Origin of the sequence: Companilactobacillus bobalius (assembly GCF_002179915.1) — a bacterium.
GTDB lineage: Bacteria > Bacillota > Bacilli > Lactobacillales > Lactobacillaceae > Companilactobacillus > Companilactobacillus bobalius.
The window spans coordinates 351313-368854 of record NZ_MYFM01000002.1; the positions used below are offsets into that span (position 1 = coordinate 351313).

Genomic DNA, 17542 nt, shown 5'->3' on the forward strand with positions numbered 1-17542 from the left:
TTATCAATTCAAAGTTAATTAAATTGATAACTTATTTTTTTTGCCCTAATCAAGAATGCTATATTTATTGATAAAAATTAATATTTGATAATAAAATTAGTTGAAAATGATATATATAAAATAATGCTATATTATATAATATTTTTACATAGATAAAATATTAATGTTTGACAAGGAGGTTGGTCTTATGAAGAAACGTATAAGATTTCTTTATTTGATTATATTTCTTTTGCCGTTCATTCAATTGCTTAAAACTACTACGGTTCAGGCTTATTCAGTTCCAGATAGGACTAGTGTATATGAGCATGCGCCTAAAGGTATGAAGCTGAATGATTTTATTACGGCTCCAGAATACTATACGAATACGAAAACAAACAATACTACAGCTTTTAAAAGTTCTAATAAGATAATTCGTGCGGGTGATTCTAATAATGATTCGACTGATATCATTCAATTGTTGGATGGATCAAGTACGCAGAAGCAACAGATTGGTTCTTTTTGGGGAACCGTCAAAGATAGTAACGGTAATAAAACTTATAATTATTTTGATTTGAGTAAGTCACAAGAAATTTCAGTTTGGTTTTATGGAGGAAGTAAAATTGATGGTTATGATGGATTTGCTTTTGTACTTCAAAATGATGATTTAGGTGATCAAGCTATTTCTCGTAGCAATGGTGCCCCCACTGCTGGTGAGACTTTGGGGGTTTGGGGTGGTGGAACTCCAGACAACAAAACTACCACAACAAAACTTTCTGGTGCTTCCGATGGCATTCAAAAGAGTGTAGCTATTGAATTTGACCGTTATTTAAATAATACTGCTGGATCCACTTTTAATTCAGTCAATGATTACTTGGATTTTGATGGTTTTTCAATGTCCAATGCCGGTAATATTGTTATGAACCAATTGAGAGAAAAACATATTGCTTGGAATTATCCGGGGGATACCGCTACTTATATGGAAAATAGCTATGGTATTTTTACAAATAATTACTTTTACAATTTGACGCATCGTGGTCCAGTTCAAAATAACTCTTACTTCACTGGTTACGATGGTCTTGAGGTTGCTAACTCAGAAACGCAAGATCCACGTAATGGTTGGCGTCATCTTAAAATCACTTATACACCACCAACAACAGGGACTACAGCTCGACTATCGTATTTAATTAATGATAAGTTCCCTGATGGTACGGATAAGATGCAGACTTCACAGGATAGTAAAACTTTTAGTATCGATATTTCTAAGCTGGTAGGAACTAATGACGACAAGAAGGTTCGCTGGGGATTCACTGCCTCAACAGGTTCTCCAAAGTCATCGATTGCTGACTTAGATATGGTTATTGAAAAAATGCCTTCAATTGTTGATATGAAGGGGACTTCACAGATTACTGATATTACAAAGAATAGTAGTAAGACTTTAGGTAGTACTAAAGAATTGCATACTAGTGATGGTGATGAAATTAAATTGGAACAAAAATTGTCTTACAGTGGTGGTATTTCCGATTCTGGTGAAATTACAGCTACAGTTGGATTACCAGAGTATGTTGAGTACAATGGTGACGAGAATGGTGTCATTGGTAAGATGACTTATCAAGATGAAGATGGAACTACTAAAACACAAGAAATCAATAAATCCGATTTAAAAGATGTCACAATAACAATCCCAGGCAAGTATGAGAGTGATCCACCAAGTTATAAAACTGTAAAAGGTTTTGACGTAAAGATTCCATCGATGAATGCGATTGGAGATAATTCTAATATTGAGGTTTATGGAATCGTTAAAGGTCCGGAAAGTTCTACTCCAATAACAACAAACGTGTCAGGAATTAACACTAGTTATCAAGCTGATAGTTATACAGGTGATACGATGAGTCCTGACTTCGTTGTCGATAATGAAATTTTACATATTGAAAATACTAATTCCCTGTCACAAGAATTAGAGTTAGGCGATGAAGCTCATTTTCAAGGTAATATTTCTTATCTGAAGGGTTCAACCTTTGATGGTGAGGAATTATTGAGCAATTTGGAAGTTTACGATCAAGATGGTAATAAACTCCCTGGGGTACAAAAAGGTGATATTGAGGTTGATAAAGGTGCAAAAACGGGAACATATGACGTTCCTTATACCTTGAACGGTCTGGAAGCTGGTAAGACTTATACATTCAAGTTGAAACTATCAGACTCCAAAGATCGTATTTCCAATACTTTGGAATATCAGGTTAAAATCAAATCAGAAAAGAATTTACAGTTAGCGGTCAACAATTATCGTTTCCAAACAATCAATGCTGGTTCTAAAATCGGTGAGTATGTCAAACGTTCCGGTAATTGGGATATCAATGTTAACAGTACCGGATATAAATGGAAATTGTCGGCCCAGTCAACTGGTTTGTTTAGTGAAAAGGATAATAGTTATTTTGAACCACTATACTTTATCGATAAAAATTCAAATGCCCAACCTTTGAGTGATAATACATTAATTGCTCAACAAGATACTATTAATAGCGGTGAAATCCAAAATACGGACGTTACAGACACTTGGAGTGAGGATGACGGTATTCTACTGAAGAATGGCTTTCCTAACCTTGCAGGCGATTATACAGGCGAAATTAAATGGACGTTGAGTGAAACACTATAAAAAAATACTGTCGATAGATTTAAAAATCTATTGGCAGTATTTTTTTGTAATTTTACTTGTAACGATCTTCTAAATTACTCATCCAGAGTGCTAATAAGCAACCAATAATGAAGAAAACTAGACTTAGAGCAATATCAAGGCCAGTTGTTCCAACGTAAGAAATTCCGTCATTTGTATATGGATTAGGAATCAGGATTAAAACAGTACTAGCCAAGACGATGCCTAAGATGAAATGATAAACCTTTGAATGATGCTGTTGAATTAATTTTTCCATAGCTTTGGAGAAGGTCAATAATGAAATCACACCACCAATTGCAATAGGGATGAAGACTAAGGGGTCAAAGGTTTTAAAACCTTTTAACATTGGTGTATATAGTCCCAAAATTATCAGTAGATTTGAAGGGCTTAATCCAGGTACTAAGACACCCAAAGCAATTAGGATACCCGCAATAACGAATCCAAAGAAGTTAGCTGGGATGGTGCCGAAAATTTCACTCATGAAGAAGAGAAAAATTCCTCCGCCGACAAAGCTGGCTAAGAACCAAGTAATGTCATATTTATTTCGTGGTATTTGGGATGTCGATTCCTTGAATAGGGTTGGTAAAGTTCCAATGATTGTTCCAGCAAAACCCCAGAGGACGATTACTTGATAGTTTTGCAAAAGATAGTCAAGAGGTTTGGATAAAATGCCTATTCCAACAATGCCACCAATTCCGATAGGTAAGAAATAGAGAAAGTCACGTTTGAAGTTTTGACGTACGTGGGCCATAAAACTTAACATTCGTTCATAGATACCCATGATGGCGGCTAAAACACCACCGGAAACTCCTGGTAAGATGAAACCTAAAGCGATGATGACTCCCTTAAAGAATCTGATTAAGAAATTTTCTTGTTTTATGGTTATGCTCCCTTGGAAATATTCTTTATAAATTAAGTTATCAAATTTGGAGAAGCTGAGCAACAAAAAAACAGTCTTATTAAGTATTCAAGATATATCTTTCCTTACTTGAATTTCTTAATAGAGGCCGTTTTTCTTTACTAAATCAAATTATTTTCTAATCAGAAAAATCTTCTAGTTCAATAGATTTTTCGGTCCATTCTTCTTCAACTTTATCTTGTTGCTGTTTGTTTTCATCAAGTTCTTTTTGAAGATCGGCCAACTTGCTATAAGAAGTTAGATTCTCATCTTTAGTCATTTCTTTTTGAATAGCAGTATTTTTGTCTTCTAGTTCAGCAATTTGTTTCTCTAAGTCTTCAACTTGACGACGTAATTTACGTTCTTGTTTTTGTTGTTCCTTAGATTGTTGATACTGAACTTTCTTTTCGCTGACATTAGAAGTTGTTTGTGCTTCTTCAGTTGAATGATCAGTCGTTTTCTCCAAGTAATAATCGTAATCACCAAGATAGATCTTGCTACCATGTTCGCCAATGTCAACGATACGATCAGCTAGAGTATTCAATAGGTAACGGTCATGGGAAACGAAGAGGACAGTTCCTTCGAAATTCTTCAAGGCATCTTCAAGAACTTCCTTACTGTCAATATCCAAGTGGTTAGTAGGTTCATCCATGATTAAGAAGTTATCGTGTTCCATAGCTAATTTTGTCAAAGTTAAACGAGCCTTTTCACCACCAGATAATCCAGCAACAGGTTTGAGTACGTCGTCACCACTGAAAAGGAAAGCTCCCAACATATTACGAATTACTTGTTCATCTAAACGAGGATAGATATCCCAAATTTCATGAAGAACATCTTTTTTTGGATCAAGATTTTTCAAATTCTGATCGTAGTAACCAACTTGAACATTGGCACCAAACTGAGATGTTCCCTTGATCATTGGGATTTGTCCCAAGATAGATTTAAGAAAAGTTGATTTACCGATACCGTTTGGTCCGATAATACCAACACGTTCACCCTTTTTGACATCTAAATTGATAGGTTCGGACATAATTTGGTCTTCATAACCGATAGCGGCATCTTTGACGAGTAATACGTCATTGCCACTTTCCTTATCAATTTGAAATTTAAAATGAACTGAGCCTTGATCACTGTCAGGACGATCCAAGACATCCATATGTTCCAACTTCTTACGACGACTTTGAGCCATCTTGGTAGTGGAAGCACGGACAATATTCTTTTGGATATACTCTTCAGTCTTCTTAATTTCAGCCTGTTGCTCTTCATAATGTTTCCAGGCTACTTCTTGATTTTTTTTCTTTTCTTGTAAATAGAAAGAGTAATTACCAGAATAATGAGTTGATGAGTGATGATTGATCTCAACAATTTCAGTAACGACTTTGTCCAAAAAGTATTGGTCATGGGAAATGATGACTAGTGCGCCACGGTAATTTTTGAGATAACCTTCAAGCCATTCAACTGTATTGATGTCCAAATGATTTGTGGGCTCATCCAAAAGTAAAATATCGTGATGTTCCAAGAGCATTTTAGCCATAGCCAAGCGTGAACGTTCACCACCAGAAAGGGTTGATATTTGTGCTTGCCAAACATCCTCATCGAATCCGAATCCCTTGAGGACACTGCGAATCTCTGATTGATAGCCGTAACCATTTTCTTGACGGAAGGTATTTTGCAATTGATCATATTGCTTCAAAATGTTGTCGTAATCTTGAACATTGGGGTCAGCAATTTTTTCTTCTAAAGTGTGCATCTTTTTTTCTTGTTCCTTTAGATAATCAAAAACGTGTTCCATCTCGTCAAAAATTTTATTTTCACTATTCAAACCGGAGTCCTGAGCAAGGTAACCGATATTTGTATCCTTTTTCAGAGCAATATTTCCACTATTATAACTTTCTTGATCAGAAATAATTTTGAGCATAGTTGATTTGCCGACACCGTTTCGGCCGACTAGACCAATTCTACTATTATCCTGTACTTCAAAGCTAACGTTAGAGAATAGCCTTTTAGTACCAAAATTCTTTGTAATGTTCTGTGCTTGTAATAAAATCAATTTCAAACTCCTTTATATATTCACAATTTTATCATTATTCAATAAATTATGTCTTTATAGGTTTAACGTATTGCGTTTTTGTCGATTTTTATTTACTATAAATGTTAGTGAAATGACACACATATGGTGGTAAATTATGACAAAAACAACTGTTCCAAACGCAACAATAAAGCGTTTACCAATTTATTATCGGTATTTTCAATTTTTAAAAGATGAAGGTACAAAAAAGATCTCTTCTGGAGAATTATCAGAAGGGGTCAAGATAGATAGTGCTACAATAAGACGTGACTTCTCATATCTAGGAGCACTTGGAAAACGTGGTTATGGCTACGATGTAAACGATTTAGTGGCTTTCTTTAAAAAGCTCTTGAATCAAGATAAGCGTACTAACGTAGCCCTAGTTGGTGTAGGTAATTTAGGTAACGCCTTACTAAATTATAACTTTTCTCGGACTAATAATGTTCGAATTGCAGCAGCTTTTGATATTAATAAGGAAATTGTTGGCACAGTTAAGAGTGGTGTTCCCGTTTATGATATATCTGAACTAAAGGAACAACTTCATTTGCAACAAATCGATGTCTGTATCTTGACTGTTTCTTCGAATGCAGCTCAAACAACTGCTGACTTATTGGCTGATGCTGGAGTTAGAGGTATCCTGAACTTTACACCAGTAATTATCAATGTTCCAAGCAGTATCCGTGTTCATTATGTTGATTTGGCTAATGAATTGCAGACTCTGATTTTCTTCTTAGATCGTGATAAGTCAATGAAAGAAGAGCAAGAATAATTTTTTGGGGGAAAGTATTATGAGTGAACCATTGTTCTTAAAGCCTGTATTCCACGAAAAAATTTGGGGTGGAAGAAAGCTAGAAACTAAGTTTGGTTACAATATTCCAGATGGCGCTATTGGTGAATGCTGGGCTATTTCAGGTCATCCACATGGTAGATCACAAGTTGAAAATGGTGAATTTGCTGGTCAATATGTCGATGATCTTTGGAAAAATCATGGTGAGTTATTCGGCAATCCTAAGGGAAAAGTATTCCCACTTCTAACAAAGATTTTGGATGCTGAAGCAAGTCTATCTGTTCAAGTTCATCCTGACAATGAATATGCAGCAGAACATGAACATGAATTAGGTAAGACAGAATGCTGGTACATCATTGATGCTGAACCAGGTTCATACTTGATTTATGGTCACAATGCTAAGAACAAAGCAGAACTTGATAAGATGATTGAGTCAGGTGACTGGGATCATCTACTAAGAAAAGTTCCAGTTAAGACTGGTGACTTCTATTATGTACCAAGTGGGACTGTTCACGCTTTGAACAAGGGTATTATGGCTCTAGAGACACAACAAAGCAGTGATACAACATATCGTTTGTATGACTATGACCGTGTTGAAAAGTCTACTGGTAAGAAACGTGACCTTCACATCAAACAATCAGAGGATACAATTACAGTTCCTCATAAAGATCCACAATTAAATATTGAATCAAAAGAAGAGGGCAAGAACAAGTTTACAACATTCGTTCAACCACCCGTATCACCATTCTTCTCAGTTTATCACTGGGAAATTAAGGAACCAGTCGAATTACATCACCAAATTGGTAAGTATACTTTGATTTCTATAATTAATGGTCAAGGTAAGATTACCGTTGATGGAAAAGACTATGATTTGAGCAAGGGTATTCATTTAATCGTTCCAGCAACTGTTGCTTCATGGACGCTTTCTGGTGATTTGGATATTATTGCTTCAGAATCAGGCGAAGATTAGATAAATATTAAAATAATGTAAAAAAGTGCAGAATGTCGATTTGAAAAAACCGGATGTTCTGTTTTTTTTATTGGCTAAATCAAGCAAAAGTAGAACCATTTTATGCGTGGGGCTAAATAATGTTCGTAAAAATGAACTGAATGAAAAATATTTTAATTTGAAACCGTTATCAATTTCATTTTTTACAAAAAGTCTTCTATAATTAAGACTATGTTGATTTCAAAGGGGACTTAAAAGTGCAAAAACGACGATTTTTTCGAGTCAGTTTAGGCTGGCAAATTATTATTGGTTTGATTTTAGGTATTATCCTTGGTCAAGTCTTTTATCAAAATAAGGCTGCCATTCAGGTAATGCAGAACATTGGTACAATGTTTATCTCAATGATTCAGATGATCGTGTTACCAATCGTTATCTCTTGTTTAACAGTTGGTATCGCCAATATGGGTGATATTAAAAAGTTAGGTCGAATAGGATTAAAGACTTTAATTTATTTTGAAATAATGACAACATTAGCGATCATTGTTGGTATTATTGTCGCTAATGTTACACATCCTGGTACCTTTATTGATGTACATAGTCTAAAAGGTTCGGATATTAGTCAATATACGGCTACCGCCAAAACCGCCAAACATTCGGGTATTTGGTCAATCTTGATGAGTATTATCCCAACTAACATTTTCGAATCCTTGGGTAAGGGTGATATGTTACCAATTATCTTCTTCTCAGTTCTATTTGGTTTAGGAACAGCTTCTATTGGCAAACAAGGTCAGATTATCACTGATACTTTAAATGCTGTAGCCAATGTTATGTTCAAAGTTACTAATTGGGTTATGCGCTTAGCACCTATTGGTGTCTGTGCCTTGATTGGTGTTACCGTTGGTGAAATGGGCTTTAACTCTTTGAAACCATTGGCATTGTTCATTCTGATTGCTTATGCAACAATGGCGTTTTTCGTCTTTGTCATTATGGCTGGGGTTGGACATATGTTTCATGTTCGTTTCTATGAATTGTTTAGAATTATTGAAAACGAAGTAACTTTAGCTTTTACAACTGCTAGTTCAGAAGCAGCTCTTCCTAAAATGATGGAAAAGATGCAAAAATATGGTGCCTCAAAAGGTATCGTCAGTTTCGTTATTCCAACTGGATATACTTTTAATCTGGATGGATCAGCTATCTATCAATCATTGGCCGCACTATTTTTGGCTCAGGCTTATAATATTCATTTAAGTCTAGGACAACAAATTACCCTTGTGGTCGTATTGATGTTAACATCTAAGGGGATGGCCGGAGTACCTGGAGCATCGTTTGTCGTACTCTTAGCCACGGTATCAACTATCGGTGTGCCAATGCAAGGTTTGACCTTCATTGCCGGTATCGACCGTCTCGTAGATATGGGACGTACCGCCGTTAACGTCGTCGGTAACTCTCTAGCAACAATTATTATCGCTAAGAGTGAAAAGGAATTTGATGAGGATAAACGGGAAAAGTACGTTGCATCCTACAAGCGTGGGGAATAATAATCCGCGTAGTAAAAAACGATTTAAACACAAAGAAACAGCTCATCGATTATTCGGTGAGCTGTTTTTAATATGTCTTTTATTATATTAGTGTATTTTCTTTGTGATATTAATGTATTTGTTCCAACTGAAAAGCTGTAATATACTCAAAAAATATGAATTATTTGGGGGATCTATATGAAATCAAAAATAACTACATTAGGTAAGTGGATGATCAAGAATTGGATGAGTACACTCATAGTTATAATTCCATGCTTGTTATTCATAATAATGCCGTTTCAAACAAATCATATGATGTATATGCTTTTTCTGGCAGTATTTCTTATATATATACTTTTAGCAATGATTCTTCTAGTATGGTTGTTCATATCTTTATTCTTTAAGAAATTGAAACGACCACTAAGAGTTTTTACTTCAGTAATAATAGGCTTTGCTATAGCTGTTCTTTTTGAGGCAACTGTTGGACCAAAATCGCCAAGTTATGAATACGAGCAGTTTGCAATTAATTTGATACAGCAGCGGCAACTTAAGCAAAATGAGAAAGATAGGGATAATCTAGCCATCGGTTTAGATTCTATGGATGATCGTGAAGTAAGGGATAAGGGTATAAAAAGTTGTGATGCATTATATGAAACTGTTCAAAAGTATGGAAAAAGTTCTAAAGAATTAAAAGAGGCATCGGATTCCCATAGGGTGTTAATAAGGAATATGGAAAATAATGATTCAGGATATGTTGATGATTATGAATATTATAAAAAGCTTTCAATAGCATCTATAAATGCTATTTTGGCCAGATATAATAGGTATATTGATATGGAAGCTGAACAAGATATAACTGCTAAGAAGATTTTCAAAGGCGAAAAGATTCCATTAAAGGTACCTGATCATTAGAAGATTTTATACATTATAAAAATTGAAGCAAAAAGAAGCCAAATCCTAAAAGACTTGGCTTCTTTTTATATTGTTCCTAAAATTAAAACAATTGCATTCATCAGAATGTGACTGCCAGCACTGGCATAGATATTTTTTGATTTGTAGTAAATAAATGAGAACCAAAGACCCATTGCTACATAAACGATGAATCTGGTATCTTGATGCATGAAGGCAAATAGTAATGCTGAAATGATAGCAGCAATGTAGATGTTAGTCGGTTTGATCATATTGGCAAAAAAGATACGTCTAAAGACGATTTCTTCCATGATAGGTGCGCAGATCAATACGTATAAGAAATAGTATGGATAAGGTTTGACCATCAATAGTAGCTGCATGGTGTTTTCTGAATGAGTACTAGTATGGAAAATTAGTTGATCGATGAAGCCAACTCCATATTGAAGAGCAATTGCACCGATAGTTCCTAAAATGATCCATTGTAAATTATGATTTAAATCGGTTTTCTCTTCGAAATCATTTGGGCCATTTAGTTTTACTAAATACATCATAAGACCGGTAGCAACTAGGGCTCCTAAAGTGAGAATGATGAAATAGATTGAGCCGGTGACCGACAACATATTTAGAACGCTACCCAGTAATAACAAAAGGATATATGTTAATAGGGTGAAGAATTGATTTTTGGGAAAATTCATGATTACTCCTTACATTTTTAAAGGTAAATACTTGCATGTTTTCAATAAAATGTTAATATAAAACTTGTGATTAGCACAAGAGATGTTCGAGTGCTAAAGATATAAAAACAAACATTAAGAAAAATAATAATCGGAGGGATTTAAATTGTTAAAACCACTTGGAGATAGAGTCATTGTAACAGTCGATAAAGAAGAAGAAAAGACAGTTGGTGGCATTGTTTTAGCAAACAACGCTAAGGAGAAGCCACAAACAGCCGATGTCGTTGCCGTTGGTGAAGGCTTAGTTACTGAAGATGGAAAGAAATTACCTATGAACGTTAAAAAAGGTGATAAAGTTCTTTTTGATAAATACTCAGGCTCAACAGTTAAGTATGAAGACAATGAATATTTAATCCTTCATGAAAAAGATATCATGGCAGTTATTGATTAATTTTAAACTTAAAAAATTTAACTAAAAGAATTTAATTATGGAGTGTGAAAATTAATGGCAAAAGAAATTAAATTTTCAGAAGATGCACGTTCAAAGATGATGGACGGTGTTAATAAACTTGCTGATACAGTTAAGACAACTATCGGACCTAAGGGTAGAAACGTTGTTCTTGAAAAGAGTTATGGTTCACCTGAGATTACAAATGATGGTGTTACTATTGCTAAGAGTATTGAATTAGAAGACCACTTTGAAAACATGGGTGCAAAGCTTGTTTCCGAAGTTGCTTCAAAGACAAATGACATTGCTGGTGATGGTACTACTACAGCTACTGTTTTGACACAAGCAATTGTTAAAGAAGGTATGAAGAACGTTACAGCCGGTGCTAACCCTGTTGGTATCAGAACTGGTATCGAAAAGGCTACAAACGCTGCCGTTGATGAACTTCACAAGATTTCACATAAGGTTTCAGGCAAGAATGATATTGCTCAAGTAGCTTCAGTTTCATCAGCTAGTGAAGAAACTGGTAAATTAATTGCTGATGCCATGGAAAAAGTTGGTAACGATGGTGTTATCACAATTGAAGAATCAAAGGGTATTGATACAACACTTGATGTTGTTGAGGGTATGCAATTTGATCGTGGATACATTTCACAATACATGGTTACAGATAACGACAAGATGGAAGCTGACCTCGACAATCCATATATCTTGATCACTGACAAGAAGATTTCAAACATCCAAGATATCTTGCCATTACTACAAAAGATTGTTCAACAAGGTAAGGCATTATTGATCATCGCTGATGATATTGATGGTGAAGCTCTACCAACACTTGTATTGAACAAGATTCGTGGTACATTCAACGTTGTTGCTGTTAAGGCTCCTGGCTTTGGTGACCGTCGTAAGGCACAACTAGAAGATATTGCTACATTAACTGGTGGTACAGTTATTACTTCTGACCTTGGTCTTGAACTAAAAGACACAACTATGGATCAATTAGGTCAAGCTGGTAAAGTTACTATTACAAAGGACAACACAACAATTGTTGAAGGTGCTGGCAACAAGGATGCTATCAACGAACGTGTTGAAACAATCAAGAAACAAATCAATGAATCAACATCTGACTTTGACAAGGAAAAACTACAAGAACGTCTAGCTAAATTAGCTGGTGGTGTTGCTGTTGTTAAAGTTGGTGCTGCTACTGAAACAGAATTGAAAGAACGTAAGTACAGAATTGAAGATGCTCTAAATGCCACACGTGCCGCTGTTGAAGAAGGCTACGTTGCTGGTGGTGGTACAGCTTTGATGAATGTACTTGGTAAAGTTACTGCTCTTAAAGAAGAAGGAGACGTACAAACAGGTATTAATATCGTTGCACGTGCTCTTGAAGAACCACTACGTCAAATCGCTGAAAATGCTGGTTTCGAAGGTTCAGTTATCGTTGAACACATCAAGAACCAAGAAAATGAAGTTGGTTTCAATGCTGCAACTAACAAGTGGGAAAACATGGTTGACGCCGGAATCATCGACCCAACTAAGGTAACACGCTCAGCATTACAAAATGCAGCCAGTGTTGCATCTCTATTGTTAACAACAGAAGCTGTTGTTGCTGACAAGCCAGAACCAAAAGATAACAATGTTGCACCTGCAGCAAATCCTGCAGCCGGTGGAATGGGCGGCATGATGTAATCTTTTGATTCATAAAGAAGATTATTTAAGAAGTATATCTTAATTGATATGCTTCTTTTTTTATGCTCACAATAGCAATATTGTGATATACTGAACTTTGTGAATGCTATATAAAATATGATTATTTTGATTAATAAAAATTGGCTAATTTTACTATACAATCCGTATATATCAATGAATATGACGATTAGAAGCTTAAAAAGTCAATAGAACTAAGTTAATATTTTAAGCCAAAAATAGTTTAAACAGGTTTACTATTTGTGAGCTAATGAACTATAATGTGGTCGTAATGAAATTACTTATAAAAAGTAATTTCAATTATGCATAGAATAGATTCAAATCGGAAATATAAGGAGGCAATATTATCATGAGTAGTCGAGATACTGCGAATGTTTTATGGTTTGATGAATTGCATCGTAAGGATGTTAATTTAGTTGGTGGAAAGTCTTCTTCTTTGGGAGAAATGACTTCCTCAATGGATGTACCGGTACCATATGGTTTTGCAACGACCGCACGCGCATATCAATACTTCATGCACCAAACTGGATTGAACGATAAGGTTAATGCATTGTTGGAAAGCATAAGTGACTACGAGAATTCTGATGAGCTTCATAAGACATGTGAAGAGATTCGGAGTTTGATCGTTGGAGCAACGATGCCAATTGATTTGGCTGATGATATTAAGAAGGCATATGCTGATCTTTCTGAGAAGATGGGACAGACTGATCCATTCGTAGCTATTAGATCGTCTGCTACAGCCGAAGATTTGCCTAATGCTTCATTTGCTGGCCAACAGGAGTCTTATCTAAACATTAGAGGAGCCGATGATGTTGTTAACCGTGTACAACAATGTTATTCATCACTCTTTACTGATCGTGCAACGTACTACAGACACAAACAACATTTTCCACATGAAAAAGTTGCTTTGTCAGCTGCTATTCAGATGATGGTCTTCTCTAAAGCATCAGGAATCATGTTCTCAGTTAACGTTGCTAATGGTGATGAGTCTAAGATTGTGATTGATGCTATCTATGGTTTAGGTGAATATATTGTTTTAGGAAAAGTAACGCCTGATCACTTTGTTGTAGATAAGCAATCAATGAAGATTGTTGAAAAGAATATTATTAAGAAATCAATTCAATTGGTTAGACTTCCTGACGGAGGAACTAAGGAAGAACCAGTTCCAGAAGAATTACGAAATGAACAAGCATTAACTGATAGCCAAGTTATTGAATTAGCTGGATATGCTAAAGAGATTGAGCGTCACTATGGCTGTTATATGGATATGGAATATGCTCTTGATAGCAATACTAATAGATTGTGGATCGTTCAAGCTCGTCCAGAGACTGTCTGGTCACAACGTAAGAAGAATAAGGCTAACGGTGGAGATGATAACGTGGTTGCAGAAGCAGATGCTAAGGTTGCAGTTCGTGGATTACCAGCCAGTCCAGGTTTAGCTAGTGGTGTTGTACATGTTATTGATGATCCAAAGGATATTGATCAATTCAAAGAGGGCGAAATCCTTGTTACTTTGATGACATCACCTGATTGGGTTCCTGCTATGAAGAAGGCCGCTGCTATTGTAACTAATAATGGTGGGATGACTTGTCACGCTGCTATCGTTTCTCGTGAAATGCAAATTCCATGTATCGTTGGTACTAAGAGCATGAATGTTGCCGCAACTGATGCTTTGAAGACAGGCGATGTTGTTACAGTTGATGCCACAAACGGTATTGTTTACATGGGTAAAGTTGAAAGTTTGCTTAAGAAACCAGAACCAGCCCAAGCTGGAGGTCAAGTAGTTGCAGCTGAAACATTTGCACCTACGGCAACTGGCGTAATGATGAACCTTGGTGATCCTGATTTAGCTGATAAATATTCAACATTACCAGCTGACGGAATTGGATTGATGCGTGAAGAATTCTTGTGGACAACCTTTATCCATGAACATCCACTCTATTTGATTGAACAAGGACATCCAGAAAAAGTTGTTGATATGTTGGCTGACGGAATTGCCAAAGTTGCTCGTGCCATGGCTCCTCGTCCAATGGTATTACGCTTCTCAGACTTCAAGTCCAGCGAGTATCGTAACTTAAAGGGTGGCGACAAGTATGAACCGCATGAACCAGCTGATTTGTTAGGTTGGCGTGGTGCTTCTCGTTACTACGATCCTAAATATATTGAAGCCTTCAAACTTGAATTAGCTGCCGTTAAGAAAGTACGTAATGAATTTGGTTTGAAGAACTTGAACGTTATGATTCCATTTGTCAGAACTGTTGAAGAAGCTCAAAAAGTTACTGATATTATGCGTGGCGAAGGACTTGTACGTAGTGTCGACTTCCACGTATACATGATGGCTGAAATTCCAACAAATATTATTTTGGCTGATCAATTTAACAAGTATGTTGATGGTTACTCAATTGGATCAAATGATTTGGCAATGTTGATTCTTGGCTGTGATCGTAATAATGATACAGTTGCTAGTTTGTTCGATGAACGTAATTTAGCTGTTAAACGTGCTATCAACCATTTGATTAAAGTAGCACATAAAGATGGCAAGACTGTTGGTATTTGTGGTCAAGCACCATCAGAGTATCCTGACTTCACTAACTTCTTGATTAAGTGCGGTATTGATTATGTTTCAGTTAACCCAGATATGGTTAAAGAAACGAAACGTAATGTAGCCCGCTTTGAACAAAGAATTATGTTGGATAAAGCCACTGGGAGGGGACTAAATGATCCAACAGACTATGATTGGAAATAGTTAATTAAGTTTTATTGATAAGACTGCATATAATGTGTGGTCTTATTTTTTATTGTCTTTGTGAATGTTAAAAGTATAGAATTGTTTATTAGAGTATATAGAAGAAGAGAGAATTAGAATGGATAGTATTGAATTTGGTCGCAAGATTAACTACGTGCCAATGACCGTGAGTTGGGTAGTTGGTATATTGGTTGGTTTAGTGATAACAGTATTTACGCATCAAATATTATTGGCGGTAATTTTAGGAGTAACTTTTCTTGTTATAACTGCGCTTATTTTTGCCAAAACTTTATCAGATTTTTATGGCTATTGGGAAGTTACCGACGATGGTATTAGATGTTACGATTATCAAAATTTTGGTGTTAAATTTCAATCAGTATTGATGCCCTTTAGTGAAGATAAGATGAGTTTTAAATTTGATAATGTTAAATCTTTAAGAGTAGTTGTGGGTCGTGAAATGAATGCACCTGCCAATATTTTAGGTGGATCATTTTATGCACCTAAGAAGATTATGTTTAATTTGCCAACACCATATTATTTGGAAATAAAGTTAAAAGATGGTCGAGAAGTTAATTTGGATTTATCAGCCGATTGGGATGATACAGAAACAATCGAGTATGTCATTGCCATTATTTGTGATAAAGCTGGCATTGGCGCTGAAATGGTTAAGCAATCATAGTTAGTATAAGTGTGATTGAAATTCCGTCTTACTCCAGACTAAATAGTGTTTTAACTATCTAGGGGTTTAATTTTGAAATAAAAGAGGTGTTCATATTAACCAGAATTAATCGGTTAATATGAACACCTCTTTTTATGCTTGATAATAATACAAAAATAGATTGTTTAACTCTTGGTAATTCGCATGCGCCCGTTTCTTTTTGATTGATAAAGTGCATCGTCGACTCGGCTATAAAATTCGTCTGAGTTGAGATCATTTTCCCTTATTTCAGAACTACCTACGGAGACTGAAACGTCAACATTTTGGTTGTTAAATTTGAATTGAGAATTGTTGATGGCGGTGAAGATTTCTTGAGTAATGGAATCTATTTCCGATAATTTATAATTAGGTAAGATAACATTAAATTCCTCACCACCAGTACGATAAAATCTGATATTTCCATCGTTGGCATTGATAACTGTTTGTGTGATGTCAGCAACTTGCTGCAAAACTTTATCACCAACTAAATGTCCGTAGTGGTCATTGATACTTTTGAAATGGTCAATATCGAACATAATCATTGCAACATTAATATCGTTACTCTGATGTTGATTGAAGAGGGCATGGATATCGTTGTCGAAGGCAGCAAAGTTTTTTACGTGAGTCAGAGCATCTAAGTGAGCAAACTCATAAAGTGTATGTTTAACACGAACATCACGAATGAAGAACCCGATATAGCTATAGACAAAGATTTCAAAAACGATTAGGTAAGACACTTGTTGAAAAATAGTAGTGCCGTTAAGTGAAAATTTGATTCTAGCCAGACTCCAAAGAATAGTACCGAAGAACAATCCGTCCAGCATATAGTAGATGAATGGGAAAGGATTAGTTCGTTTTTTCTTGATGTATTTCAGGGAATAATAAAAAAGGAATAACGTTAAGGCAAAGCACCATGACTCCCAATAGAAGATTGCTGAATTGAAGATCATGAATGCTAAGACAATCGGAATAAAAATAGGATAATTAACTGGTGCATCCAGAAAGACAGCACAGAAAATCAAAGCAACAATTTGAAAATTAATGAAGATCCAAGTAGCTTGGTGATTGACAACAAGAGCTTGTAACCCGAATAGAAGGATGAATAAATACATGATTCCTAATTGAGCTTTGAGGATACCTGATTCAATATTGATTTCTTTCAAAGACAAGACGGATTTGACGCCATCAAATAATATTTCGTAAATAATAAAAACGCCAAAGATAAAGAAGAGACTAGTGAGTAAAGGCATCTCTTGTAAAACATACTTTGTTAACAATTTTTATTAACCCCCTTATGAAATATGCATAGATGACCTTACATAATAAAATTGAAATATATTTCTTAATTTTTGATACATAAATATTATACATAAGTAATAATAAATTTATAATAGAACAATTAAGATTTTTGTCTCATAATAGACGGAGTACTCAAAAGTGCGTAGTATCCTGGTAATCTTTTATGAAAAATAAATATCCAGCAACTTTT

Annotated in this window: 13 protein-coding genes; 9 read left to right on the forward strand and 4 right to left on the reverse strand. The window is 35.4% G+C overall.

Going from position 1 to position 17542, the window contains the following annotated elements:
• The first annotated feature begins 187 nt into the window (after window positions 1-187).
• On the forward strand, window positions 188-2632 hold the full coding sequence (locus tag LKACC16343_RS04840; protein ID WP_056954566.1) for an L-type lectin family protein: 2445 nt from the start codon (window positions 188-190) through the stop codon (window positions 2630-2632).
• Window positions 2633-2684: 52 nt separating this feature from the next.
• Here the strand turns inward: LKACC16343_RS04840 and LKACC16343_RS04845 are convergent, their stop codons facing one another.
• Both LKACC16343_RS04845 and LKACC16343_RS04850 read right to left on the reverse strand, forming a co-directional pair.
• Window positions 2685-3536, reverse strand: coding sequence for a DUF368 domain-containing protein (locus LKACC16343_RS04845; RefSeq protein ID WP_056954688.1), 852 nt, complete (start codon window positions 3534-3536; stop codon window positions 2685-2687).
• A gap of 151 nt (window positions 3537-3687) precedes the next feature.
• Window positions 3688-5598, reverse strand: coding sequence for an ABC-F family ATP-binding cassette domain-containing protein (locus LKACC16343_RS04850; protein ID WP_056954568.1), 1911 nt, complete (start codon window positions 5596-5598; stop codon window positions 3688-3690).
• Between the two features lie 136 nt (window positions 5599-5734).
• Between LKACC16343_RS04850 and LKACC16343_RS04855 the strand changes: the two genes are divergently transcribed.
• From LKACC16343_RS04855 to LKACC16343_RS04870, 4 genes are all read left to right on the forward strand, one after another.
• Entirely contained in the window at window positions 5735-6385 is a 651-nt protein-coding gene (locus LKACC16343_RS04855) for a redox-sensing transcriptional repressor Rex (protein WP_056954569.1), read from the forward strand.
• 19 nt (window positions 6386-6404) lie between these two features.
• The gene (gene manA / locus LKACC16343_RS04860) at window positions 6405-7373 is read left to right on the forward strand and encodes a mannose-6-phosphate isomerase, class I (protein ID WP_056954571.1); all 969 of its coding nucleotides are present in this window, start codon (window positions 6405-6407) and stop codon (window positions 7371-7373) included.
• Between the two features lie 236 nt (window positions 7374-7609).
• On the forward strand, window positions 7610-8890 hold the full coding sequence (locus LKACC16343_RS04865) for a cation:dicarboxylate symporter family transporter (RefSeq protein ID WP_056954573.1): 1281 nt from the start codon (window positions 7610-7612) through the stop codon (window positions 8888-8890).
• A gap of 177 nt (window positions 8891-9067) precedes the next feature.
• A complete protein-coding gene (locus LKACC16343_RS04870) occupies window positions 9068-9781 on the forward strand; it encodes an AEC family transporter (protein ID WP_056954575.1) in 714 nt (237 codons plus the stop codon).
• A gap of 65 nt (window positions 9782-9846) precedes the next feature.
• Here LKACC16343_RS04870 and LKACC16343_RS04875 read toward each other — a convergent pair whose 3' ends face one another.
• Entirely contained in the window at window positions 9847-10473 is a 627-nt protein-coding gene (locus LKACC16343_RS04875; protein WP_234032621.1) for a CPBP family intramembrane glutamic endopeptidase, read from the reverse strand.
• Window positions 10474-10618: 145 nt separating this feature from the next.
• Here LKACC16343_RS04875 and groES point away from each other — a divergent pair, with 145 nt between their 5' ends.
• The 4 genes from groES (at window position 10619) to LKACC16343_RS04895 (ending at window position 16035) form a co-directional block, all read left to right on the forward strand.
• Complete coding sequence (groES, locus tag LKACC16343_RS04880) at window positions 10619-10903, forward strand: co-chaperone GroES (protein WP_025085097.1); 285 nt, start codon at window positions 10619-10621, stop codon at window positions 10901-10903.
• 54 nt (window positions 10904-10957) lie between these two features.
• Window positions 10958-12592: a chaperonin GroEL gene (gene groL / locus LKACC16343_RS04885; RefSeq protein WP_056954577.1), complete on the forward strand. Its 1635-nt coding sequence runs from the start codon at window positions 10958-10960 to the stop codon at window positions 12590-12592.
• Between the two features lie 367 nt (window positions 12593-12959).
• Complete coding sequence (gene ppsA, locus LKACC16343_RS04890; protein WP_056954579.1) at window positions 12960-15356, forward strand: phosphoenolpyruvate synthase; 2397 nt, start codon at window positions 12960-12962, stop codon at window positions 15354-15356.
• 118 nt (window positions 15357-15474) lie between these two features.
• Window positions 15475-16035 (forward strand): hypothetical protein, encoded by a 561-nt coding sequence (locus tag LKACC16343_RS04895; protein ID WP_056954581.1) that lies wholly within the window; start codon window positions 15475-15477, stop codon window positions 16033-16035.
• A gap of 164 nt (window positions 16036-16199) precedes the next feature.
• On the opposite strand, the gene LKACC16343_RS04900 is transcribed toward LKACC16343_RS04895, so the two are convergent.
• Window positions 16200-17330, reverse strand: coding sequence for a GGDEF domain-containing protein (locus LKACC16343_RS04900; protein WP_056954583.1), 1131 nt, complete (start codon window positions 17328-17330; stop codon window positions 16200-16202).
• Window positions 17331-17542 lie beyond the last annotated feature (212 nt).